Source organism: Prosthecobacter sp. SYSU 5D2 (assembly GCF_039655865.1).
Lineage (GTDB): Bacteria > Verrucomicrobiota > Verrucomicrobiia > Verrucomicrobiales > Verrucomicrobiaceae > Prosthecobacter.
On record NZ_JBBYXL010000004.1, the window covers coordinates 156,316 to 179,137 of the forward strand.

The 22,822-nt window shown below is 59.5% G+C and carries 17 protein-coding genes and 1 tRNA gene; 9 read left to right on the forward strand and 9 right to left on the reverse strand.

What is annotated here, in order from left to right; all coding sequences use genetic code 11:
• The first annotated feature begins 53 nt into the window (after window positions 1-53).
• Window positions 54-1,457 carry an adenosylhomocysteinase gene (gene ahcY, locus WJU23_RS08080; protein WP_346332044.1) on the forward strand — a complete coding sequence of 468 codons (1,404 nt, stop codon included), beginning with the start codon at window positions 54-56 and terminating at the stop codon, window positions 1,455-1,457.
• 120 nt (window positions 1,458-1,577) lie between these two features.
• On the forward strand, window positions 1,578-1,775 hold the full coding sequence (locus tag WJU23_RS08085; RefSeq protein WP_346332045.1) for a hypothetical protein: 198 nt from the start codon (window positions 1,578-1,580) through the stop codon (window positions 1,773-1,775).
• Window positions 1,776-1,787: 12 nt separating this feature from the next.
• On the opposite strand, the gene WJU23_RS08090 is transcribed toward WJU23_RS08085, so the two are convergent.
• From WJU23_RS08090 to WJU23_RS08105, 4 genes are all read right to left on the reverse strand, one after another.
• Window positions 1,788-3,254 carry a glycoside hydrolase family 130 protein gene (locus WJU23_RS08090; RefSeq protein WP_346332046.1) on the reverse strand — a complete coding sequence of 489 codons (1,467 nt, stop codon included), beginning with the start codon at window positions 3,252-3,254 and terminating at the stop codon, window positions 1,788-1,790.
• Complete coding sequence (locus WJU23_RS08095; RefSeq protein WP_346332289.1) at window positions 3,251-5,542, reverse strand: glycosyltransferase family 4 protein; 2,292 nt, start codon at window positions 5,540-5,542, stop codon at window positions 3,251-3,253. Before WJU23_RS08095 ends, WJU23_RS08090 begins: the two co-directional genes overlap by 4 nt.
• An 82-nt stretch (window positions 5,543-5,624) precedes the next feature.
• Window positions 5,625-7,190 carry a serine hydrolase gene (locus WJU23_RS08100; RefSeq protein WP_346332047.1) on the reverse strand — a complete coding sequence of 522 codons (1,566 nt, stop codon included), beginning with the start codon at window positions 7,188-7,190 and terminating at the stop codon, window positions 5,625-5,627.
• Window positions 7,191-7,267: 77 nt separating this feature from the next.
• A complete protein-coding gene (locus tag WJU23_RS08105) occupies window positions 7,268-7,951 on the reverse strand; it encodes an ABC transporter ATP-binding protein (protein ID WP_346332048.1) in 684 nt (227 codons plus the stop codon).
• Window positions 7,952-8,109: 158 nt separating this feature from the next.
• Here WJU23_RS08105 and WJU23_RS08110 point away from each other — a divergent pair, with 158 nt between their 5' ends.
• Window positions 8,110-9,441 (forward strand): sodium:proton antiporter, encoded by a 1,332-nt coding sequence (locus WJU23_RS08110; protein ID WP_346332049.1) that lies wholly within the window; start codon window positions 8,110-8,112, stop codon window positions 9,439-9,441.
• A 70-nt stretch (window positions 9,442-9,511) separates the two neighbouring features.
• Here the strand turns inward: WJU23_RS08110 and WJU23_RS08115 are convergent, their stop codons facing one another.
• Window positions 9,512-10,390, reverse strand: coding sequence for an alpha/beta hydrolase (locus WJU23_RS08115; protein ID WP_346332050.1), 879 nt, complete (start codon window positions 10,388-10,390; stop codon window positions 9,512-9,514).
• A 138-nt stretch (window positions 10,391-10,528) separates the two neighbouring features.
• On the opposite strand from WJU23_RS08115, the gene WJU23_RS08120 reads away from it, so the two are divergent.
• From WJU23_RS08120 to gluQRS, 3 genes are all read left to right on the forward strand, one after another.
• A tRNA-Pro gene (locus WJU23_RS08120) sits at window positions 10,529-10,605 on the forward strand.
• Window positions 10,606-10,647: 42 nt separating this feature from the next.
• Window positions 10,648-11,145 carry a hypothetical protein gene (locus WJU23_RS08125; RefSeq protein WP_346332051.1) on the forward strand — a complete coding sequence of 166 codons (498 nt, stop codon included), beginning with the start codon at window positions 10,648-10,650 and terminating at the stop codon, window positions 11,143-11,145.
• A gap of 40 nt (window positions 11,146-11,185) precedes the next feature.
• Entirely contained in the window at window positions 11,186-12,025 is an 840-nt protein-coding gene (gene gluQRS, locus WJU23_RS08130; RefSeq protein ID WP_346332052.1) for a tRNA glutamyl-Q(34) synthetase GluQRS, read from the forward strand.
• Window positions 12,026-12,033: 8 nt separating this feature from the next.
• Here gluQRS and WJU23_RS08135 read toward each other — a convergent pair whose 3' ends face one another.
• The 3 genes from WJU23_RS08135 to WJU23_RS08145 all read right to left on the reverse strand — a co-directional run bounded on the left by WJU23_RS08135 (window position 12,034) and on the right by WJU23_RS08145 (window position 16,437).
• Complete coding sequence (locus WJU23_RS08135) at window positions 12,034-14,274, reverse strand: hypothetical protein (protein WP_346332053.1); 2,241 nt, start codon at window positions 14,272-14,274, stop codon at window positions 12,034-12,036.
• Between the two features lie 65 nt (window positions 14,275-14,339).
• A complete protein-coding gene (locus WJU23_RS08140) occupies window positions 14,340-15,911 on the reverse strand; it encodes a LamG-like jellyroll fold domain-containing protein (protein ID WP_346332054.1) in 1,572 nt (523 codons plus the stop codon).
• The gene (locus tag WJU23_RS08145; protein ID WP_346332055.1) at window positions 15,904-16,437 is read right to left on the reverse strand and encodes a sigma-70 family RNA polymerase sigma factor; all 534 of its coding nucleotides are present in this window, start codon (window positions 16,435-16,437) and stop codon (window positions 15,904-15,906) included. The genes WJU23_RS08140 and WJU23_RS08145 overlap by 8 nt, the downstream gene beginning before the upstream one ends.
• Before the next feature lie 160 nt (window positions 16,438-16,597).
• Here WJU23_RS08145 and WJU23_RS08150 point away from each other — a divergent pair, with 160 nt between their 5' ends.
• Window positions 16,598-18,331 carry a hypothetical protein gene (locus tag WJU23_RS08150; RefSeq protein WP_346332056.1) on the forward strand — a complete coding sequence of 578 codons (1,734 nt, stop codon included), beginning with the start codon at window positions 16,598-16,600 and terminating at the stop codon, window positions 18,329-18,331.
• Window positions 18,332-18,342: 11 nt separating this feature from the next.
• On the opposite strand, the gene lepB is transcribed toward WJU23_RS08150, so the two are convergent.
• Window positions 18,343-19,536, reverse strand: coding sequence for a signal peptidase I (gene lepB / locus WJU23_RS08155; RefSeq protein ID WP_346332057.1), 1,194 nt, complete (start codon window positions 19,534-19,536; stop codon window positions 18,343-18,345).
• 129 nt (window positions 19,537-19,665) lie between these two features.
• On the opposite strand from lepB, the gene WJU23_RS08160 reads away from it, so the two are divergent.
• Both WJU23_RS08160 and WJU23_RS08165 read left to right on the forward strand, forming a co-directional pair.
• Window positions 19,666-21,906, forward strand: coding sequence for a protein kinase (locus WJU23_RS08160; RefSeq protein WP_346332058.1), 2,241 nt, complete (start codon window positions 19,666-19,668; stop codon window positions 21,904-21,906).
• 88 nt (window positions 21,907-21,994) lie between these two features.
• The gene (locus WJU23_RS08165) at window positions 21,995-22,819 is read left to right on the forward strand and encodes a hypothetical protein (protein ID WP_346332059.1); all 825 of its coding nucleotides are present in this window, start codon (window positions 21,995-21,997) and stop codon (window positions 22,817-22,819) included.
• Window positions 22,820-22,822 lie beyond the last annotated feature (3 nt).

Consider the following 22,822-nt stretch of genomic DNA (forward strand, 5'->3'; position numbering starts at 1 on the left):
CTTGATGCGATGATTTGTTATTTTCATCACAAACTGAACCACGACACAAACACATGTCCGACTATAAAGTAAAAGACATCGGCCTTGCCGATTTTGGCCGCAAGGAACTCGATATCGCCGAGGCTGAAATGCCAGGGCTCATGGCCACCCGCGAAAAATACGGCCCGAAGAAGCCCCTCGCGGGCGTCCGCATCACCGGCTCCCTCCACATGACCATCCAGACCGGCGTGCTCATCGAGACGCTGAAGGAACTGGGTGCTGACGTGCGCTGGGCCTCCTGCAACATTTTCTCCACCCAGGACCACGCTGCCGCAGGCATCGCCGCTACTGGCACCCCTGTTTTCGCCTGGAAGGGCGAGACTCTGGAAGAATACTGGTGGTGCACCTGGAAGGCCATCATCTTCCCAGGGGACAAAGGTCCAGAACTGATCGTGGACGACGGCGGCGACGTGACGCTGCTGATCCACAAGGGTTATGAAATGGAAAACGGTGACGACTGGGTCAACACCCCTTCAGACAACCACGAAGTGAAGGTCATCAAGGACCTGCTGAAGGACATCGCCAAAAACCAGCCCGGCATCTTCCACACGATCGTCAAAGATCTCAAAGGCGTCTCCGAAGAGACCACCACGGGTGTGCACCGCCTCTATGAAATGGCCAAGGCAGGCAAGCTGCTTTTCCCGGCCATCAACGTCAACGACAGCGTCACCAAGTCCAAGTTCGACAACCTCTACGGCTGCCGCGAGTCCCTCCTGGACGGCATCAAGCGCGCCACAGATGTGATGATCGCCGGCAAGGTCGGCGTCGTCTGCGGTTATGGCGACGTGGGCAAAGGCTGTGCAGCGGCTCTCCGCGGCATGGGCGCCCAGGTCATCGTCACGGAAATCGACCCTGTGTGTGCCCTTCAGGCCGCCATGGAAGGTCATCGCGTGATGCCGATCGAAGACACCCTCGGCTACGGCGACATCTACGTCACCACCACGGGAAACAAGGACATCATCACCCTGGAGCACATGGAGAAGATGAAGGACCAGGCCATCGTCTGTAACATCGGCCACTTCGACAACGAAATCCAGGTGGACCGCCTGAACGCCCGCACGGACGTCAAGCGCCTGAACATCAAGCCCCAGGTGGACAAGTACACCTTCCCGGCCGGCAACAGCATCTTCATGCTGGCTGAAGGCCGCCTCGTGAACCTCGGCTGCGCCACCGGCCACCCGAGCTTCGTGATGAGCAACAGCTTCACCAACCAGACCCTGGCCCAGATCGAGCTTTGGGAAACCAAGGACACCCGCCCCATCGGCGTGACCGTCCTGCCCAAGAAACTGGACGAAGAAGTCGCCCGCCTGCACCTGGCCAAGATCGGCGTCAAACTGACCGTTCTTTCCAAAGACCAAGCCGACTACATCGGCGTGCCGGTTGAAGGCCCGTACAAGACGGACCACTACCGGTACTAAGAGGTAACCGGGTTTTCAAACTCGTTGATTCATGAACGCGGATGGCTGAAAGGCCATCCGCGTTTTTGCTTTGGCAGCTTCGACTGGCGATTGAGTGACTTTCGTGCCTGAATTGCAACCATGAGCATTGAGGAAATCAAACGCGAGATCACTGTCCTTTCGCACGCTGAACTCAATGAAGTGACCGCATTCCTCTTTCATCTTCGCCACCGGAACGATCCTGACTTCCAGCAAACCGTTGAGGCAAGGTCCAATGACCTCGACAAGTCGAACTGGCTGACTCCAGAGGAGTTTGAGTGCGAGCTGAAAAAGCGGTAAAAACCTTCGTCATTATTCGCTCGCCAGCAAGGCCGCTATAAGTTCATCCAAAGACAGGCTGACGATGGCGGTGACTTTGTCGCTCATGGCGTAGGGGAGGATGAGGGAACCGCCGTGCAGGAGGGCGCCGCAGCTATAGACGACGTTGGGGACGTAGCCTTCGCGGCCGCTGCCTTCGGGGCAGAGCAAGGGCTGGCGGAGGCGGCCGATGACGCGGGTGGGATCCTCCAAATCCAGCAGGGCTGCGCCGATGCAGTACTGGCGCATGGGGCCGACGCCGTGGGTGATGACGAGCCAGCCGGCCTCGGTCTCGATGGGGGAGCCGCAGTTGCCGATCTTCACGGATTCCCACATCTCCTCCGGGCGCATGAGTAACTGGGGTTCGCTCCAATAGTGGGGGTTATCGGAAAACATAATGAAGAGATTTTCATCATCCTGGCGGGAGAGCATGACATAACGCCCGCCAATGCGGCGCGGGAAGAGGGCCATGCCTTTATTTTGAACGGCGCTGCCATTGAGAGTCAGGACGCGAAAGTGGAGGAAGTCCTCGGTTTCGATCAATTGCGGCAGGATAGCGCGACCGTTATAGGCGGTGTAGGTCGCATAATACATTTTGGAGCCATCATCTTCAGTGAAGAGCACAAAACGCGCATCCTCTATGCCATTGCTTTCATTGTTGGAGACCGGGAAGATGATGCGCTCGCTCATGGCAAGCTTCTCGGAAAATTGAAGCTCGTAATTGGAATCGGCCAGCCATTGGATGCAATCGAGAGTGGGGTTCAGGTCCTGGAGGGCGGATTCGGCACCTTCGCGCACGTTGGTGAGGCTTTGATTGAGATCGCTGCGCGTGAAGTTTTCTGCCAGAGGCGACAGAACTGCCTGGGTATGGGCATTCTCGAATCCCATTTCATGCAGCTTGCTGAGGAAATTTGGTTTTCGATACTTTGGGTTAGGCACCACCAGGGGCAGGGTGACGAAACGGGAAACGGGGTCCAGGGTGATGACGCCATCCTGGGCGATGATTCCGGAGCGAAACTCGATGGAAGAAATGTGTCCTTCGCCGGTGGCGCGCAGGCTCATGATGAAACGCAGAGCTCCGTCTGGCACACCGCTCTGGTCTGGATGCGGGACCATGGAGGGATTGAACAAGGCGGCGGATTCCAGCGCATATTCGCCGGAAAAAATGGCTCCGATCAGCAGCTGCCGGTCCAGTGACAAAGGCTGCTCACTGGGGATGTGATGGCGCACTTTTTCAAAATGGGCATGCAGGGCGGAGACGAGGTCATGATGGCGGGCTTCGAACCCGATGCGCAGCTCTGCCAGCTGCAATGCCACATCATCCTCCGTGAGGGCGAGCGCACGGCCAATGATGGTGGCGACGAGATGCACATTCGAAGGGATGAAAGGACGGATGATGACACGTGCGCTCTCAGGCAACAAAGTCACCTCATGATGGCAGAGGTGGATTTGCTGATTCATAGGGGTGGGGCTGGAGGTGGCAAGATCAACTGTTCGGCATGGTGCATTTCTGCGAGAGCCAGATGAAAGGCGAGGGTGGACTCAGCGCCCTGGTTTTCATTGACACGGTCGGCATGGAGACCGTCGCTGCAGCCGCCGGTGCTGGAGTCATACAAGGGCAGGCCGAGATCGTTCCGGCCAAGGAACCACTCGAAGGCGCGCTTGGCCTCGCGCGGCCACAGGGGGTCCTGGGTGGCGCGGAAGGCTTCGTGGCAGGCGCAGACCATGGCCTGTGCTTCCACCGGCTGCTGGTCGAAGTCAGCCCGTTCACCGTCACGCTGGTAAAAGCCGTTGCTACCAATGGGGCGGAAGTGACCCGCCTGGGTCTTTTGGATGGATACCAGCCAGCGGAGGGATTTGAGACCGATTTCCAGGGCTTCCGGATCCGGCATCCACTGGCCACTGAGGATGAGCGCCTGGCAGATGCGGGCATTGTCGTACGTCGCTCCGGGCTCAAACCAGGGCCAGTCTTCCGTAGCGTAGTCGTTCCACAGCTTGACGAGCTTTGCCGTCAAGAGGGCCCGCATGGCTTTGACATTCGTTTTCGGATCATCCGGATAATGGCGGAGATACTCGTGAATGCCCAGCAAGGTGAAAGTCCAGGCACGCGGGGAGGTGAAGGAAGCCACCGCGGGCAGGCCGCGCTGAAAAAGCTGGGCTGATAGTTTGCGATGCCCTTCATTTCGCGACCGTCCGGCACCGGTGCCCACAGCCCAAAGGGCGCGGCCATGGCTGTCCTCGCTGCCGGCTTCTTCAAGCCACTGGCGGCCATGGCTCATGAAGTTGCGAAAGCGGCCGGTCTCGTAATTCAATGCGGCCGCGAGAAAGGCTAGGTAGCTGGTCGCCAGGCCGTCCAGGCTCTGCGTGGCGGGCAGGCTGCCGGATTCATCCAGCAGATTGCAGAGGATGAAGGAGCGCGCATTGTCATCGGTGCAGTAGCCTTCATGAAAATTAGGCACGTTAAAAATGGCGTGCTGGTAGATGCCGGTGCTGTCGCTCATCCGCACGACGTGATCCAGCCGCAGTGGCGGCAGGGCATACGGGCGGCTGCTCAGCGTCCATCCCGCGAAGGCCGCACGGGACTGCGCCTTGCGGTCCGCGCGTGCGTGCTGAAAGGATTCCAGGAATCTCCGACCTACCGCAGGCCAGATCATCTCACGGCCAATGGCATACGCATCCTGACAGATTTTCTGCTTGCGAGCAGGATCATCGAGCAGAGCGCAAACGGCGGTAGAGATGGCCGGGGCATTACGGAATGGGACGAGGGCTCCGCGCCCGTCCGCCAGCAGCTCCTGAGCATGCCAGTAGGGGGTGGAGACGACCGCTTTGCCAGCGCCAAATACATAGGCCAGCGTGCCGGAGGTGACCTGCGCCTCATTTAAATAAGGAGTCAGATAAATGTCCGTCGCGCCGATGAATTCCTTCAGGTCTTCCTGCGAGACAAACTGGTTGTAAAAGATGACGTGATCCTTGACCCCACGGTCCTCCGCCAGGCGCTGAAGGCTGAGGCGATAACGCTCCCCCTCCCGGGCGATGAGATGCGGATGTGTGGCACCGAGTACGAGATAAACGACATTGGGATGCTGCCGCACGATCTCAGGCAGTGCCTCGATGACGTATTCAATCCCCTTCCCTGGACCGAGCAGGCCGAAGGTGAGCAGGACATGACGGCCCTCCACGCCGAACTGGGCCTTGTAAACATCGGACCCGGCAAAGGGCATATCAGGAATGCCATGGGGAATAATGTCCACCTTGGCATCCGGCACCTGGTAGGTTTCGCGGAGGATTTCCGCGCCTTTGCGGGCCATGACGATGAGGCGGTCGCTGCGGGAGACGAGTTCATCCATCACCTTGCGCTGGGCCGCATTCGGCTCACGCAAAATGGTGTGCAATGTGGTGACCACGGGCATCCGGACTTCCTTCAGCAAAGCCAGCAGATGGCTTCCAGCCGGGCCTCCATAGATGCCAAACTCATGCTGCACGCAGAGCACGTCCACGTTGTTAAAGTTCAAAAAATCCGCAGCCCGTCGATAGGAGTGCAGGTCTTTTTCCTGGAGCTCAAAACGCACTCGTGGAGGATAGTCATAACCCTCTGGCCGGTCATTGACGGCCCCCACAAAACACTCGATCTCAGGGGCGGCCTGGGCGACGGATTCACAGGCATCGTGGGTGAAGGTCGCGATTCCACAAAGCCGTGGAAGATAATCCCCCAGAAATGCGATCCGTTGGGTGGAGGTGGTCCTGTTCAGGACCAGCCTTTCATATTCGTAAACATGGTTAAGCAGACACCCTGCACAGTGTTAAGCAACACCTGCTTTTACGGTCCATCTCTCACACCATCGTGCCTTTTACAGATTTTCGTGCATCTTTCGGTTTTGCAGCCATAGCAGCCAAGCTGCTGAGGAAACTGAGGGTGACCTGGTCTCCTTCAAACTTGCAGGTGAGGGTGTCGTGATGGGGCGTTTCGTAATAACGGAGAGTGATGGAGAGGCTGCTTTCATCCTTCCAGCAGGCGCTGGCGGCGATTTTTGAATCCACCGGCTTGACCGGCTTGCCGCCTGAGATCAGGCGCGGCGGAGTGTCGGGAATCGCAGCGGTGCCGAGGTGCCAGCGGCCCAGGCCACAAGTGATTTCATGGGATTGCCCGGCGGCTTTGAGGGTCAGCAGACAGGCATCATTCTGAAAGCTGAAACTGGCTGAGGTGAAACCGGCATCGTTTGGTTCAAGCGCAAAGACTTTACCATCAATACGCTTTTTGTTAGGCGAGCCGGCGATGCCTGCTGGTGGAGTGAGTTTCAGTTTGTCCAGTCGCGTGGCCAGGACTCCATCTTCTGACTTGGTGGGCTGGTGGAAAGCGGAAAGCAGGTGCTGCCAGACGAGGTCTAGCTGGCCCTGCATGTTCTTGTTTTCACTCGTCATCACGATGACCGCATCATGCTCTGGCAGGACGATGGTGAACTGGCCAAAGGCGCCGTCGCCCCGGTAATGACCATGCTGGCAGCGCCAGAACTGGTAACCGTAGCCTTGCAGCCAGTCGGGGCGGCCAGTGGCCGGATCTCCGGGCTGCTGGATGTGAAAGGAGGTGGCTTCCTCCACCCAGGCGGCGGGCAGGATCTGTGCTCCATGCCACTGGCCTTTCTGCAGATAAAGCTGGCCAAACTTGGCCATGCCTTCCGTCTGGATGCTCAGCCCCCAGCCGCCAGTATTGATGCCGCGCGGACAAGACTCCCACTTCATGCCGCTGATGCCAAGCGGGGTAAACAGGCGCGGAGTGAGGTAGTCCAAAATCGTCTGGCCGGTGACCTTCTGCACAATGGCGGAGCACATGTAGGTGGCGGCGCTGTTATACATGAAAACCGTGCCCGGTTTGTGAGCCAGCTTCTGCGCCAGGAAAGTGCGCACCCAGTTTTCAGACTTCACCACGGGCTGGGTGGGTTCTTTTTCATTGCCCACGGACATGGTGAGCAGGTCCTTCACGCGAAGGGCGGCGAGGTTCTCGCTGATCGTCTCCGGCAGGTCATCCGGGAAAAAGGAAACCACTTTGTCCTCCACCGTCAGCTTGCCTTCGGCAATGGCGAGGCCCACTGCTGTGGAGGTGAAGCTCTTGCTCATGGAGTACATGGTGTGAACAAACTCCGGGCCATACGGATCCCACCAGCCTTCGGCAACGACCTGACCGTGCCGCAGCATCATGAAGCTGTGCAGCTCAAAGCTGTTTTCCTCCACCGCATCGAGAAAAGACAGGATGGCTTTGGAGGCGATGCCCTGCGCCTCAGGCGTGCTGCGCGGCAGGCTGGAGGATACAGGGTCCAGACTTTTCGCATCCGTGCGTGGAAGACACAGACCGAGCGTGCCAAGGCTGATGTGTTTGAGAAAAGTTCGGCGCTGGAAATGCATCCACCGACGCTACAAGAGCCGCCCCTGCGGTGACAAGCGTGAACAATCGGCCCCGCCCAATTCATCCCCTCCCCTCTTCAGCCTTCTTCCAGCTTGCCCTGGCGGATGATCATGCGGCGGTCACCGCGTTTGGCCATCTGCTGGTCATGAGTGACGACGACCAGCGTTTTTTTGGATTCATCCACCACGCTGATGAGCATGTCCATGACGCCGGTGCCAGTGCTGGCATCCAGGTTGCCGGTGGGTTCATCGGCATAGAGAATGCCGGGGTCATTGATCAAAGCGCGGGCGATGGCCACACGCTGCTGCTCCCCGCCGGAGAGCTCCGTGGGCAGGTGGTCAATACGCGGGGTGAGGCCGACGCGGTCCAGAAGCTCGCGGGCCCGGCCTTCGGCTTTGCGGCCACCGATCATGGCAGGCAGCAGGACGTTTTCCAGCGCGGTCAGCTCCGGCAGGAGAAAGTAGTGCTGGAAAACGAAACCCATGGTCTGGTTGCGCATCCGGGCGCGGGCTTTGGCAGCACCATGGTAGAGGGACTTGCCGTGGACCAGGACATCTCCCTGCGTGGGTTTTTCCAGGCCGCCCAAAACATAAAGAAGGGTCGTCTTGCCCGCGCCAGACTGGCCGCAAAGGAAGACTTTTTCACCGGCGGCCACCTCCAGATCCACCCCCTGGAGCACTGGAAGCTGGTGACCGCCCAGGGTGTAGGTGCGGTGTACATCGGTGGCGACGAGGGGAACGGCGCTGGCGGGGGCATTCATCAGGTGCCTATTGGGGCATCCGATGGGCAGTTTGTCATTCTGATTCTTCGTCCCTGGCACAGTCTGTGCACTTTGCGTGCCGGCAATTTCACTTCTCCGCTTTTGTCACGCACAGATCGCTTGCAGAACCCCGCAGACTGATTCCATATCCCACCCCGATGCTCCCATTCCTCGCCGCCGCTACCGAAGCCCACGCCTCATTGCCCCCGTACTGGACCGTTGCGCCCTTTGCCCTGCTGCTGCTGTGCATTGCGCTGATGCCGCTGTTCGCCCTGCATTTTTGGGAGCACCACTACCCGAAGGTGGCCGTCGGCCTGGGCCTGGTCACCGCTGCTTATTATTTAGGCGTGAGGGGAGACTGGCATCCGCTGCAGCATGCCGGGCATGAATACATCAGCTTCATGGCCCTCGTGGGATCGCTCTTTGTCATCTCAGGTGGCATCAATATTCGTGTCAAGGGGGAGGCGACTCCTTTTCGTAACACCGTCTTCCTGGCCATCGGTGCGGTCCTGGCCAATTTCATCGGCACCACCGGTGCCTCCATGCTGATGATCCGCCCCTGGATCAAGATGAACAAATACCGCATCACGGGCTTTCATGTGGTGTTTTTCATCTTCATCGTCAGCAACGTTGGCGGCTGCCTGACGCCGATTGGCGACCCTCCGCTGTTCCTCGGTTTCCTGCGCGGGGTGCCCTTTGGCTGGGTGCTGGAACATTGCTGGAGCGGCTGGGCGATGGCCTGCGCCATGCTGCTGGCTGTGTTTTTTGTGGTGGACACCCTTAACTTCCGCAAAGCCCCCAAAGACGTCCGGGACAAAGAAACGGCCCATGAGACATTTAATATCACCGGCCTGCCTAATCTGTTTTTCCTTGGCCTCGTTTTGGTGGCCGTCTTCTTGCCAAAAAACCTCCAGGAAACCCTCATCGGTGGCGTGCTCAGCGTTCCCGCCATTGTCATGATCCTGGCTGCAGCAGGCTCTTATTTCACCACCAAACCGGCGGTGCATGAATCCAATGACTTCAACTTTGGGCCGGTCAAAGAAGTGGGTTATCTTTTCATCGGCATCTTCCTAACGATGATCCCGGCTCTACAAATCCTGCAAAGCGGCGAGGCGGTGCAGATCAGCACACCCATTGGCTACTATTTCGCCACCGGTGCCCTCTCTGCTTTCCTGGACAATGCGCCTACTTACCTGAGCTTCCTGGCAGCCGCCATGGGCAGCGAGGGACTATCCGTGGATTCACCTGTGGACGTGCTGGCCTTTGCGGGCAGCCATGCACACATTCTCATGGCCATTTCGATGGGCGCGGTCTTCTTCGGTGCAGGCAGCTACATCGGCAACGGTCCCAACTTCATGGTCAAGGCCATTGCGGAGAAAGCCAAGGTCAACACCCCGGACTTCCTCCGCTACATGTGGCAGTTTTCCATCCCGGTGCTGCTGCCCATCCTGGTGGTGGTGGGTTATGTCCTGCTGCGCGGCGGGCACTGAATTCATCAAAAAGGCCCGTCGGAAACGACGGGCCTTTTATTTTTAAGAGGTCGGGAGAGGCCGGGCTTGTTCACTTGTTCTTTGTCAATGTCGGCAGCCATTCGGCCACGCGCAGCAGCCAGTCATTGGCAGGATCGCCGTTTTTCTTCATGCCGAAACCGTGGCCACCTGTGCTGTAAATGTGCAGCTCGCAGGGGATGTTCAGCTTTTTATACTCCAGGTAAATGAGGGCGCTGCCAGCCGCGCTGTGGGGGTCATTATTCGCATGAATCAAGCACATCGGCGGGGCCTTGTCGGTGACTTTGATTTCAGGCACAAGCTTGAAGGCGTTCTCTTTTTCCACCAGATAGGCCGGATAAACCGGCACCGCGAAGTTTGGCGTGGCATCGGGCACATCCAGGGCGGGGTCCTGCTCATAGGTGCGCTCATTGGCATGAAGTGCGGTCATAATGCTGAGGTGGCCGCCTGCGGAGAAGCCCAGGATGCCGATGCGGTCAGCTTTGATGCCAAACTCCGCCGCGCGGTTGCGGAGGATGCCCATGGCCCGCTGGGTGTCCTGCAATGGCACGCGGCTGGGATCTTCATTGTCGCGACGCGGCACGCGGTATTTCAGCAGCACCGGCGTCACGCCAATCGTGCGCAGGTAATCACAGACCTGCGTGCCCTCATGTTCGATGGCCAGGATGCCGTAACCGCCGCCAGGGCAAACGAGAACGGCAGTGCCGTTGGGATTTTCCACCGAATAAATGGTGATGCTCGGGTCGCTGACGTTGCCCAGGCGTTTCACGCCATCGTCCTTTTCTTTGATGATGTAGGCTTCGGGTTCCGGTTTGAACCCTTCCGCTTCCGGCGCGCCTTTGGGCCAGAGTTTGATGACTACGGGCTCCGCAGCCAGGGTCAGGGAGGTGAGACTGAGCAGGAGGAGGGAGACAAGAGGCAGCCGTTTCATAGTTGGAAAGAGGCAAACGAAGCATGGAAACCGCTTCACGCGCAAATTCATTGGCTGTCTGCATCATTTATGTTGCACTCCTTCCAAGGTGAACCATTATCTCGACCCGCTCGCAGCCGTTTTTGGCAGCGCAGCACACGGGGCGTAGCTCAGCCTGGTAGAGCGCTTGCTTTGGGAGCAAGAAGTCGTCAGTTCGAATCTGGCCGCCCCGACCATCCCAAGTGGATGGTTTTGCATTTGAAGTTTTTGGTCCCCGGATGTCCGCCCTTTACGCCTCCACACTCACCACCTTCAAAGCTCAAGGCTGGCATTATCGCGAAGTCGCCGGCATGGAGGTCATTGAGGCCGATTTTGAAGCCCATCATACCAAGGTTCCTCTGCATGTACAGGTCTATGGGGAGGCGCACATCGCCAGCGTGGTGGCCACATCTTCCATTCAGGTGCCCCGCAGCCATCGCCTGCAAGTGGCGGAGCTGCTGATGCGCACGAACAAGGAGCTGAACCTGGGCAATTTTGAATTCGACTGGGACAGCGGCGCTGTGATGTTCCGCATCTCCAACATCTTCCCGCCGCATCGCTACGATGAGCGCATCCTGGCCAGCCTGGTCCACAGCACCATTGCCGAAATGGACCGCGTGACACCCTTCCTGGGGGAAATCTGCCAGACGCCCAAAGGCGAGCTTTTGCTGCTGAGCGTGCGCGATCTGATGAAGCGCGAGGATCTGCTGCCACCGCCGCCGCCAGAGCAGGCTTGAGCGGCAGGGACAGCGCGTTTATTTTTGCGTTTCCCCGCCCATGCCAACCGTCACCCGCTTTGCCCCCAGCCCCACCGGCTGGCTGCATTTGGGCCATGCCTATGCCGCCCTATTTGCTGCCAAGCAGGCACGTCAAAACGATGGCCACTTTCTCATCCGGCTGGAGGACATTGACGGCACCCGCTCCCGGCCGGAGTATGAAACGGCGCTGTTTGAAGACCTCGCCTGGCTGGGCCTGAGCTGGGAAAAACCCGTGCGCCGGCAGTCGGATCACACTCAGGATTATCGGGGGGCACTGGATCAACTCGAGGCCCTCGGCCTGCTGTATCCCTGCTTCTGCACCCGCCGCGAAATCCAGGAGGAAATCGCCCGCGCCGGGCAGGCTCCGCATGGACCGGACGGGGCGCTGTATCCCGGCACCTGCCGCCATCGCAGCATTGCTGAAAGGAAGGATCTCATCGCCAGCGGACAGGCCTATGCCTTGCGGCTGGATGTGGGAAAAGCTGCCGCACTGGCTGGCCGGGAACTCCATTGGGAAGACGCCGCCCGTGGCCCCCAGGTGGCCACACCGGCCATCTTTGGCGATGTCGTCCTGGCTCGTAAAGACACCCCCGCCAGCTATCATCTGGCAGTAGTGGTAGATGATGCCCGGCAAGGCATCACCCTCGTCACGCGCGGGGAGGATCTCTTTGAAGCCACCCACCTGCACCGGCTTTTGCAGGAGCTGCTAAAACTCCCCGTGCCGCGCTGGCATCACCACCGTCTCATCACCGATGAGAACGGCAAACGCCTGGCCAAACGTGATGATGCCCGCTCCCTCCGCACGTTGCGGGATGAAGGCTGGAGCGTGGACGATGTTCTGCAGAAGTTGGAGCTTTGAGGCCTCCATTATGGCTTTGAAGGCCCTAACCAACGATTCAGAAATTCAAACGTGCCAATGCCGTTGATGGTATGGGGCCCGTCAAAGTGCTCAATGGTGGTGCGATCCATGATGCCTAACTGATTGTAGAGCTGGCGGATCTTGGCATACTCATAGTTCACCCATTCATCCACACCCACACCGTCCTTGTGGCCGCGCTCCACCATGAAAGGACGCGGCGCGATGAGCGCCCCCATTTCCGCATAATTGAATGTGCCTCCCAGGTTCCATTCCCAGATCTCATACTCATGAGTGAAGACATAGCTGAAACGCTCGTCCGTCGTCGCGCACTTGCGCACCCATTCATTGAAGTCGCCTGAGCAGATGCTGAGGCAGTAGCCGGGCAGCACGGCGGGTGTGCGCATGGCGCTTTTGCCGCCATAGCTGAGCCCGTAAAAGGCGATCTTGTCAACCTGGACAAAAGTCTGCGCCTGCAACCATTCCAGGATGCGCTGATGCTGTCCGTTGATGACTGAATAAAGCGTCTTGCCCAGCGGGTTCAGCTTTCGCTGGAGCGAGCGGAAAGCGTGCATGCCGCGATACGGATTGTGCGGGGCAAAGACGATGTATCCCTGCTCCGCCAGCCGCAGCGCAAAGGCCTTGTAGGCATTCCACGCCCGCACGGTCTGATCCGTTTCAAAACAATGTTCCGGCAGCCCCTCAAGCCCATGCTGGCACACCACGGCGGGCCGCTTTTCACCGGGTTTCAGGTCCTTGGGCAGCGCCAGCCAGCCCCAGGCAAAGACATCCTGCCAGACATCCAGGGTGACTTCATGGATGACCACCTTTTCCGTCTCCTTGAGCACGCGGCTGCGTGGGTTCATCGGCACATCCGGATCAGGAAAACGTCCAATGACTTCCGTCCAAAAACGCTCCCGTTCCGTGGCCGTGTGTTTCTCAAAATCCGCCACCGATGTCAGCGGCAGTTTCTTCCAGAACTCCGCCTTTCTTTGGGCCTCCGTCGTCACCAGAAGGCGCTGGGTGAACTGCCCCAGTTCACGCACCTGGTCACGCTGGGCCATTGGTCTCTCCGGCGGAGCATTGACCGGCTGCTTTTCCTGTCGCGCAGCCGCCATCGCTTTCAGCATGGAGCCAGCCGTTTCACCAGGGAAAAGATGGCTGACGATGTCCCGTGTGGAGGACTTTTTATCGAAGACCTGCGCCCAGTCCTTGAAGGCCGGGACCAGGTCGCGTGCCCGCTGCATCTCCGACTGCACGGCTTCCGCTGACGGCATGGTGATGACACCCGGTGCGGCAACCTCGCGCTGGCCCTTTAAGGCGATGGGCGGACCCGTCACATTCGGAAAACCCGCATGCTGTACCGCCAGGCGCCGGGGCGCGATGAGCGAGGCCAGCTCCGCCTCCCCAAACTCCCGCAGCAGACCGAAGACATTACGATACAGCGGCTCCTGCCAAAGGCCTTCACGCGGGCCGAAGTGCCCCCACACATACACCGAATCAATGCGCGCATCCAGCGCCCCCGCATGTATCGCCAGCATGCCCCCTTCCCCCAGCCCGGCCACACAGACGGGCAGCTTTTCCGGCTGTGCGGCAAACCAGTCCACCAGGCCCAGCACCTTGTGCAGTTCATAGCCAATGATGTGTCTTCCCAGGATGTAAGACTGCCGGTAGATCCATTCGCGATGTGGAACATTGGTGTGCAGCCCCAGACGGTCACTACCGGAATACGTCGAATCTCGGGAGATCAGCATCGGAATAACAATCTGCGCACCGGCATAAGCCAGGGTGGCATCCAGCAGTTTCTCCGGCGTGGTATCGGCATCCGGCAGGTACACAATGCGTGCCAGCACCGGCCCCTTCGGCTGGATCAGCAGCCCCTCCCCATGCACCCCATCCAGCACCTGCCAGCGCACCCGCTGCACCGTCGCAGCCGCCGTTTCCAGCAGAAGCGAAGGAGTTTGCGTATCCCCCACCAGCTCCAGAGCCGTCACGGGAAGCCGCTCATCCGCCATTCCCAGGATCTCTTTGAGACGCTTCCTGTTAGGCTCCACCGACTTCTCATAAGCCTCCGGCGAACTCAAGTCACGGTTCCAAAACGAGGCCCGTTTCCCCTTCGCCGTCTCAATTTCGCGCAGCAAAAAGCGGTCAATGCCCGCCACCATCGTGGCCGAAAAATCCGCATTCGGTTCCAGCGGTGCCGTGCCGGGAAGCTGCATGGCCAGGGCGGCAAGAAGGGAGAGAGAGTTCACAGGCGTCGGTGGTGCAATGAGTTGGATTTAACATACGCACTTGCCGCCTCCCGCCTCGCAGCCAATCACCGCGCCAGCTTCGCAATCTCCGTCTCTGTCAGTACCCGCGAGAACAGCATAAACTCATCCATGGTCCCGCTGAAGTGGCGGATGGCCACACGATCCTTGCGTCCGTTGTCGCTCCAGTTACCCAGATCGGCCACGCCGATGCGCACGGGAAACACATTCACAATCGGCACCTTGGCAGTCAGCTCGCCGTTCACGTAATGCCGGACTTCTTTGGACACCGGATCAATGACCGTGGCCAGATGCATCCACTGGCCGAACCGCTCCGGCGTGAACAGCGCAGGCGTATCATGGTCACGCGAGACATGGCCATCCCGTCCGGCAATGCCCAGGCGCAGCTTGCCATCGCGCATGATCTGCCAGTGGACGGCCCCGTTTTCATAACCTTCCACCATGAAGAGCGAATTGAACGCCCGGTCCAGGCCATGTACCCGCACCCAGGCACTGAGTGTCAGCGCATCGTGATCTCCCGGCACGCTCACACGCACGCGGTCGCTCACATTGCGAAATTCCAGCGCCCGTTTGCCGGGCCAGCGCCCCTCGGTCCAGTCGCAGCCCACGATGCTCCCGGCGGGCACCTGGGGGGCATTGGCCGCATGGTTACGCAGCGACCGGGTGCCGGCGGCATCTTGAAAGTCTAACCGCATTTGCAATGACGGATCCGCATTCCAAACGGAACTTTGCACCAGCCAGTTTTCAAAAGCCAGCCGCTGGGATTCTGCCGTGCGCTCATCCACGCTGCCCAGCGAGGCAAAGGCGGCCAGGTTGGCGCGAATGGCCTGGGTATCGCTTCCCAGCGTCATCCCCTCCCCTTCCCGCAGCGGCTTCATGGCAGCACCGGCCGCATACAATTCCACCTCACCTTTGAAAACATGCAGCTCACCGGCCGCATCGTTCAAGTCCAGGCCAAAATCCGTGCCCAGGTCCACAATCGTCCCCTTCGGCGTCTCAATGCGGAAGCCCACGGCCTGCGGCGGCACATGCGCACTCAGTTTTCCAGAGGCGCAATAAGCCTCGCTGGAAGAAATCAGCCGGAACTGCGCCGGTCCCTCCAGCGTCACCCGCGCCCCCTGGTAAAACTCAATCTGCGCCAGGCCGGATTTCAGCCTCAGCCAGCCGGGGCTCAGCGGGCTGCCCGGCGCATGAGATTCCCCTTCCCACTCCACATTCACCCCGCGTGCCAGCACGGCCACTGCCGCCGTCGTGGCCTCTGCATCGGCATAGGTCACGTTTGGCTCTGGCCGGGTCACATCCACCAGCCACGTCACCGCAAACGTGATGCAGGCCGCCAGCGCCGCCACGGAGGTCAGCGTCACGAAGCTAAAACGCGCTTTCCCCTTTGGCCTCGCCACCGCCGGCAAAACCACGGGCGAAGATGGCAAGGCCGCCGCCCTGGACTCCTGCAGCATGGCATCCATGGAAAGCTGATTCAACAGCCTGTCATGCAGTGCCCCGGCCTCGGCACCGGGCTTTTGTAGAAGCTCCAGCAGACAGGCCGCCTCGTCCTCGGACAGATTATCCTCCAAATAACGCTGGATCAGCACCTCCGGGTCGTGGCTCGTTTCAGACATGGGCGGCACCTCCTTGCTGAATCTGGCGCTGGATGCACTCGCGCAGCTTTTCCCGCACCCGCGAGAGTGCCCGGCAGACGGTATCGGCTTTCATGTCCAGTTGGTCAGCGATCTGCGGGGTGCCGATGTCGCTGTAATAATAAAGCTGGATGAGCTCGCGGCTTTTTTCCGGCAGCTTTTGCAGGCAGCCGCGCAGCAGGCCCACCTCCTCCTCATAGCGCGGCGGCAGCTCGCTCTCCTCCGCCAGCAGGCGGATGTGGTCGGCCAGTTTCTGCACCACTTCCGGCCTGGATTTGGTGCGGTCACGCCACAGGCGCATGGCCACATGGCGGGTCATGGTGGCCAGCAGCGGGCGCAGATCCTTTTCCAGATCCCACCGGTCCTCCTTGGCCATGAATTCCAAAAACACCTGCTGGGCGATGTCCTCCATCAGCCCCGGCCACGGGGCATACTTCAACGCCACCCCTTTCACAAAGTCGTGGTGGGTGAGGAAAAGCCCGGCGGCCCGTGTCTCATGAGTGTTCATTCCCAACTATCTCACACCGCCCTGCAAAACCGGACAATAAAATGCCTTTTCAGCCGTTCGATTTAGACTGCTGAAAGGCAAAGATCATGAAAAGCTTGCGGGCCGGGATTCGATCCGTCATTTCTTGAGCGGCTGTATTCCATCTATTTTCAAAGTCCCCATGCCCCCTCCTGATCCATCCGATGACTTCAGCCAGCTGCCCACCGCTGACGGGGCCGTGAATGAGGGGCCTCTGCCTCACGATTTTTCCCGCCAGCCGCCCCCGCGCCGCAAGCAGACGCGCATCGGCCCCCGTGCCACTCAGGAAGCAGCACCGCCTGAGCCGCAGGAAACCGCAGACCCATCTCCAGCTCAAGCTCCGGAATCCCAAGAAGCGCCGTCCATGTCTGACGAATGGCAGGAACTTTTTCACAGCCCTGAAATCGCCCAGTCCCTCGCCTCCGACTGGGACCAAGTCCCCGCTGGGCCAGAATCGGAATCACCCGCCAGCGCCCCCTCCCCCCCACCGCTCCCCCAGCCAAAGCCCCGGCGTACCGTGGTCGGCCGTCGTGCACCTGCCCCCGAATCCGCCCCCCTGCCCCGAGAGGAAATCAGCCCACCAGAAGAAGAGGCCAGTACTCCGTCATCGGAGCCCCCACCCGCTGCCAAAGAACCGCCACCGGTTCCGAAAGCTCCGCCCGTTCCTCCGCAAACACCGCCCGCCAGCTCCCCCAACAAAACGGCTGATAAACAGCTCACAGACACATCGAAGGATCCAGCCAGTCCTTCCACGTCATCCACCCCTCCATCAACGGACAGCACTCCGCCCAAGGACGAATCCGGCAGCCAGGACACGCCAGCCACTCCGCCTCCTGTCCCCTCAGCCCCCCCTGGACCGTGGCAAGAAAAATGGAACCGCTGGGGTGGCAAAGCTCTCAGTCTCAGCGTAGCCATCCATGTTCTATTGCTCATCGGCGGGGCCACTTTTGTGGTGACCCAGGTCCGGGAAGATCAGGTGGATTTCCTGCCAGGTGGCGGCACCCAGCAGTCCGCCGCCGCCTCACAGGCCCTGGAGCACAAGATCCAGCAGAAGAAAACACCCTGGCTGAAAAAAGCCATGCCCGCACGCAAGATCGCCGCCGTGGGCTCCATCTCAGACATCATCCTCCCGGATGATGTACCTGACCTGATGGACCTGCCCCAGGCCAAAGACCTCCTTTCTGACAGCCGTCTCACCGCAGGCATGGGGCTGGGCGGTGCAGGCGGCGGCTTTGGCAAAGGCATGGGCATGGGCGGCATGAGCGGCATCGCCTTTCAGCCCTTCTCCATGTTTGGCATGCAGATCAAAGCCAAAAAACTTGCCCTCATTCTGGATGTCTCCACCTCCATGCTCCCCCACCTTCCGCGCGTCATTGAGGAAGTGGACAAGGTGGCCAAGGGCAGCGTCGTCATCCTGTTCTTCGGCTGCGGCCTGGAACCTCCGCCCCCTGGCGGGGTGGATGGAGATGACACCTATTCGACCTCCAGCGTGGACTTTGAAAAATTCTGGCGCATGGGCGGTGCATCCCAGGCTGAAACCCGCAAGTTCCGCATTGACCCCAAAAAGGAGATTCAGAATGAAGCCATCTTCAGGATGCTCTCCAGGCGCCCGCAAACCTACTTCATCCACCTCACCGGCCTGGGCTACACCTGGCAGGCCCTGTTGAGCGACAAAGTCCGCACCGCCGACGGCATCTACTGGTTCTCAGACTTCCAGGACCGGGTGGACTTCAAACAGATCAACATCGTCCGCGAAAACCTGCAGCAGCGGAAGCAGCGCCTCTACATGCACGCTTACATGCAGGGCGGTTCCTATGATCTGGTTAAGACCCAATTGGTGGAAAAGACCGGCGGAGATGTCTTCCTGGAGGAATAAAACCGGCGGAGTTACTTGATCCGTCCCCAATGACTGGTCAGCGGCCAGTAGCAAAACAGCGCCGGACCGACCAGGTTGCGCTCAGGCACCGCCCCCCAGGCCCGTGAATCACTGCTGTTGTAACTGTTGTCACCCATGGCGAAGTACTGCTCTTCACCCAGTTCTATTCTTGAAATGTAGCCGCCCACCATGCGCGGATCTGAATAGCCGCGATAGCCATTGACAGGTGCCACCCCGGTGCCTTGCATCACCTTCTGAAAACCCGGCTCCTGAGCCTCTGCGCCGTTGATGAAAAGCTTGGGAGCTTTCACCTCCAGAACGTCGTGAGGCACGCCGGCCAGGCGCTTGATGTAATGTTGTGAGCCCTGCTCCGCAGGCACATTGATGCCCCGGATATGCTTGGTGGTGAAAACAAACACCTCGCCACGGGTCGGAGTCCGAAAGTGATACGAAAATTTGTCCACCAGCACATGGTCGCCATTGCGCACGATGCCGCTGGCCAGAAGCTGTCCTTCCTTGATTTCTTCCCCCCCGCGCAGGCGGTAGTCCCGGCGTAAATCTGGCGTGTCCGTCCCCACTGTGATGGGTTGTGAGTTAAGATGCTCATTGAGCTGAAGCTCATCCAGCAACTGCCGCATCGGCGCATTGATCTTGATTGTATGCCCATCTTCAAAATGCAGTTTGCAGTAGGGCATAAAGATCAGGAATTTATGCTCTGTGACGGGTTCCTCCCTCCGTAACCGCCCTGTGTGATCAGACACCACATGAATGTGCCGGGTGCTTGTGAGAAACGATTTCAGATACCCGCCGATCCCCGGCCTCGGATCCTCCGCCGTCGCCTCCGCTGTGATTCCATTCAGCGTCGGCTGCATGGAGCCGGTGGGAATCTGGAACGGCTGCGCAATGTAGCCGCGAATGCCCAGCGCGATGACGATGGCCACAAAAAACACTTCCACGTTGTCTCCGATCTCGCTCGGGGCCGCCTCCGGCAGCGCGCGCTCGCAGACCTTGTTGATCTCTTCGTTCAGCTCTTTCAGACGCTCCTTGTCCCGCGCTTTCATGGCCTGCTCCAGGCTACTCCTCAGCCCGCAGATCTCTTCCAGCTTCGCCGCAGGCAGCAGATCACGCTTGTAATCAATGAAGCGGGTGACGCCTTTGTGCAGCAATTTTGCGTGCTTCAGATAACGTGGGGTGAGGAAAAACATGCGCCCGGATGGTCGGAGACCTGCTGCTTACGTCAAGGACGAGCTGACTTGCTGACCAAAGAATGTCTCAAGACGCTCATTTTCTGCCTTTCGGACGTATTTTAATAAACATCGCTCTTGCCAAACCCTGTGGCTTTGGATTCTCCTAGTGGCAAGCTCAGCACACCCCAAAAACTCTGGATGGCGGAACGATATAAAATTTACGACAAACTCGCCGCAGGTGGCGTGGGTGCAGTTTTCCGTGCCTACGACAACGAGTTGAAACGATGGGTGGCCATCAAGCGCCTCATGTCCGCCAAGGATGCCACAGGCGACCAGGGTCTGGCAGCCGAGCTGCGCCGGGAGGCAGACGCCCTGGCCTCCCTGCGCAATCCCAACATTGTCACCATCTTCGACGTCGCCAGCGATACCGAAGGCCTGTTCATGGTCATGGAGCTGCTGGAGGGGGAGGATCTGGCGGATGTCGTCTCCCGCGGCCCTTTGCATTACGACGATTTCAAGGAACTTGCCTCGCAGAGCCTCGAAGGCCTTTTGGCGGCCCATCAGCGCCACATCCTGCACCGCGACATCAAGCCGGAGAATATCAAAGTGGAGCGTCTGCCCGGTGGGCGCATGCAGTCCAAGATCATAGATTTCGGCCTGGCCCGCGCAGGGATGAGAGCCCGCAAACAGACGGAGGACCAGGCAGGCACCGTCATGGGTTCCATTTTCTACATGGCCCCGGAGCAGCTCACCCGCGCTCCTGTGGATGTCCGCACGGACCTTTACTCTCTGGGCTGTGTCTTTTACGAAGCGCTCTCCGGTCGCAAGGCCTTTGATGGCGAGACCCTCAATGAGGTCATTGATAAACACATCAACCACGACATCATCCCGCTCAACCTGGTGGCCCCGCATGTGCCCCCCTGGCTCGGTGCCTGGGTGCTGCGGCTCATGGCATTGAATCCTGAGGACCGCCCCACGGATGCCCAACAGGCCATTGAAGAATTCCGTGCCTGGGAAAAAATGTCCGCCGCGCCACCCATGATGCCATGGATGCCCCCCGGCTATGCCCAGCAGGGAGGAGCCTATACTCAGCCCATGTATCCGGGGAATGCCACCACCGGCACCATCCCGGTTCAGACGGGTTATTATCAGCAGCCCCAGGAGGAGGAGGTCTATGCCCAGCCCGTCCTGGAGGTCTATCCGGATCCTGAGCCCATTTTGGAAATGGCGGCTTATACCACGCCTCTGGCCAGGCCCAGTCCTGCCACCGGCAGCCGCCCCGTCAGCCGTCGCACCGGCGGCGTCAGCAGGACACCTTCATCCCGTCTGCATGCACCGGTAGAATTGGAAACCAGCCCCGCAGCCAAGAACAAACTCATTGCCATCATCGGTGCCTCCGTCGTGCTGATACTGGTAGCCGCCTGGTTCATTTTTGGCCGCCAGGGAGACCCCGCCAGCGGTGGTGCCGCCACCTCAGGCCTCCTCGGATCCAGCGGCCCCCAGCCTGTCACCCATGAGCTGCCGAAAGACCGCATCTTCCCCCCGGCTGATGGCGATATCTGCGTCCATCTGGTCGCCGGTGTCGGCGGCACGGATGACGAGGGCAAAATCACCGGCCCCGCCGGCAGCGTCATCGAGTGGCATGACCTTTCCCCACTCGGCAACGACAACCTGATGCGTGCCTATGACAAGAGCGCTGATTTTGCCCCCAAGCGTGCCTTCTGGCCCACTCCAAAAGATGGCCTCATCGGTGCCAAAGCCAACCGCAGCGTGCTGGATTTCCGCCCTCGCGACGGTAACCCTGTTGCGATGGCCCTGGTGGATGCTGCCGATGAAAAGGGCAAATTCCCTTTTGGTGACATCCCTGCCAAGGGTGAGGCAGGCATGACACTCGCCGTGGTTTTTCAGGCAGATGAATCCCGCCTCCCCATGCGGCTCCTCACGCTGACCTCTGAAGATGGAGCCACTGTTTTTCTGCGTCTGGACAAAACCAAAAAACTCATCGCTGAATTCAAAAACGGCACCTCCCAAATCTCCATCACCAGCCGCTCGGTGGACCCCACCCTGCCCTGCACCGCAGTCATTACATGGCAGGCCAGCACCGGCACCGTTGAACTCCGCGCCCGCGACGCCCCAGGAAGAACCTTTGCCTCCAAGGCCAAAGCGAGGCCCCCCACCAGCCCCCTGACCCGGCTGCAACTGGGCAAAGTCGTCACTGACGACAAGGAGAACGCACCCACCGCAGAGCAGTTTTCCGGTTTCATTGCGGAAGTTGTCCTTTATTCCTCCCTGATCAAGGTGGACCAGATCCAGCTGCTCGAAACCAAGGTGCTGCGAGATCATTACATCCAGGGCCCGCCCACAGCCACGAAGTCATCCAAGAAGTGACTGCCTCCTTCAAAGCGTTTGCGGTTTTATGAAATCACGGCTTTGTTATTCTTGAATTTTCTTACCTCACTGCGCCGTCTCACCGCCCATGAACCGATCCCCATTTTACAGTTTGTTTGCCGCCACTGCCCTGACCGCCCTGGCCTCAGCCAGCAACGTCTCCGCGCAGGCTGCCAGTTCCGGCGCACAGGAGTTTGACCCGCGCGCCTTCCCAGGCCAAGTCGTGGAAGACGTTGTCGTCCCGGTCCCCAGTGAGGTTTTTTCCGTGCTGGACAAGCTGGGCGAGCCGAACTGGCGCCAGGAAATCCGGACGATTGACTTTCAAAAAACCGCTGATCGCACCAAGCTTTCCCTGATGTTTGGCCTCGTCGTCGCCGAAGGCTTCGTCGCCGTCCAGGCTGAGGACAAGGAAGCGGTCAAGGACATCGGCCGCGAAGTCATTGACCTCGCCACGGCTCTCGGCCTCATCAAGTCCGTCCGGCCTCATGCCCAGGCCATCCTGGATGCCGCAGACAAATCCGACTGGTCCAGCATCCGCAGGGAGTTTGACCAGACGCAAAAGACCGTCCGTGACTCCATGATCCAGATGAAGGACAACGATCTTTCCCAGTGCGTCAGCATGGGCGGCTGGCTGCGCGGCACCGCATCTGTGACTTCCGTCATTGCCAAAAGCTTCTCCGCCGACCGCGCGGAGTTGCTCAACCAGCCCATGCTTGTTGAGCACTTCATCAATTCCATCAACAAAATGTCGAAGGACAAGAAGGACCACAACAATGTGGCCGACATTTCCAAGGGTCTCAAGACCATCCTCGCCAAGATGGAAGGTGCCGTGGACGGCTTCACCAAAGACGGCGTCCGTGAAATCGGCAAGACCTGCGACAGCCTGCTGAAAGATATTCAGGCGGCACGGTAAGCC

What these genes read in the sequence shown, in the direction of transcription:
- ahcY (WP_346332044.1), top strand. Translation starts at nt 54, where the DNA reads ATGTCCGACTATAAAGTAAAAGACATCGGCCTTGCCGATTTTGGCCGC.
- WJU23_RS08085 (WP_346332045.1), top strand. Translation starts at nt 1,578, where the DNA reads ATGAGCATTGAGGAAATCAAACGCGAGATCACTGTCCTTTCGCACGCT.
- WJU23_RS08090 (WP_346332046.1), bottom strand. Translation starts at nt 3,254, where the DNA reads ATGAATCAGCAAATCCACCTCTGCCATCATGAGGTGACTTTGTTGCCT.
- WJU23_RS08100 (WP_346332047.1), bottom strand. Translation starts at nt 7,190, where the DNA reads ATGCATTTCCAGCGCCGAACTTTTCTCAAACACATCAGCCTTGGCACG.
- WJU23_RS08105 (WP_346332048.1), bottom strand. Translation starts at nt 7,951, where the DNA reads ATGAATGCCCCCGCCAGCGCCGTTCCCCTCGTCGCCACCGATGTACAC.
- WJU23_RS08110 (WP_346332049.1), top strand. Translation starts at nt 8,110, where the DNA reads ATGCTCCCATTCCTCGCCGCCGCTACCGAAGCCCACGCCTCATTGCCC.
- WJU23_RS08115 (WP_346332050.1), bottom strand. Translation starts at nt 10,390, where the DNA reads ATGAAACGGCTGCCTCTTGTCTCCCTCCTCCTGCTCAGTCTCACCTCC.
- WJU23_RS08125 (WP_346332051.1), top strand. Translation starts at nt 10,648, where the DNA reads ATGTCCGCCCTTTACGCCTCCACACTCACCACCTTCAAAGCTCAAGGC.
- gluQRS (WP_346332052.1), top strand. Translation starts at nt 11,186, where the DNA reads ATGCCAACCGTCACCCGCTTTGCCCCCAGCCCCACCGGCTGGCTGCAT.
- WJU23_RS08140 (WP_346332054.1), bottom strand. Translation starts at nt 15,911, where the DNA reads ATGTCTGAAACGAGCCACGACCCGGAGGTGCTGATCCAGCGTTATTTG.
- WJU23_RS08145 (WP_346332055.1), bottom strand. Translation starts at nt 16,437, where the DNA reads ATGAACACTCATGAGACACGGGCCGCCGGGCTTTTCCTCACCCACCAC.
- WJU23_RS08150 (WP_346332056.1), top strand. Translation starts at nt 16,598, where the DNA reads ATGCCCCCTCCTGATCCATCCGATGACTTCAGCCAGCTGCCCACCGCT.
- lepB (WP_346332057.1), bottom strand. Translation starts at nt 19,536, where the DNA reads ATGTTTTTCCTCACCCCACGTTATCTGAAGCACGCAAAATTGCTGCAC.
- WJU23_RS08165 (WP_346332059.1), top strand. Translation starts at nt 21,995, where the DNA reads ATGAACCGATCCCCATTTTACAGTTTGTTTGCCGCCACTGCCCTGACC.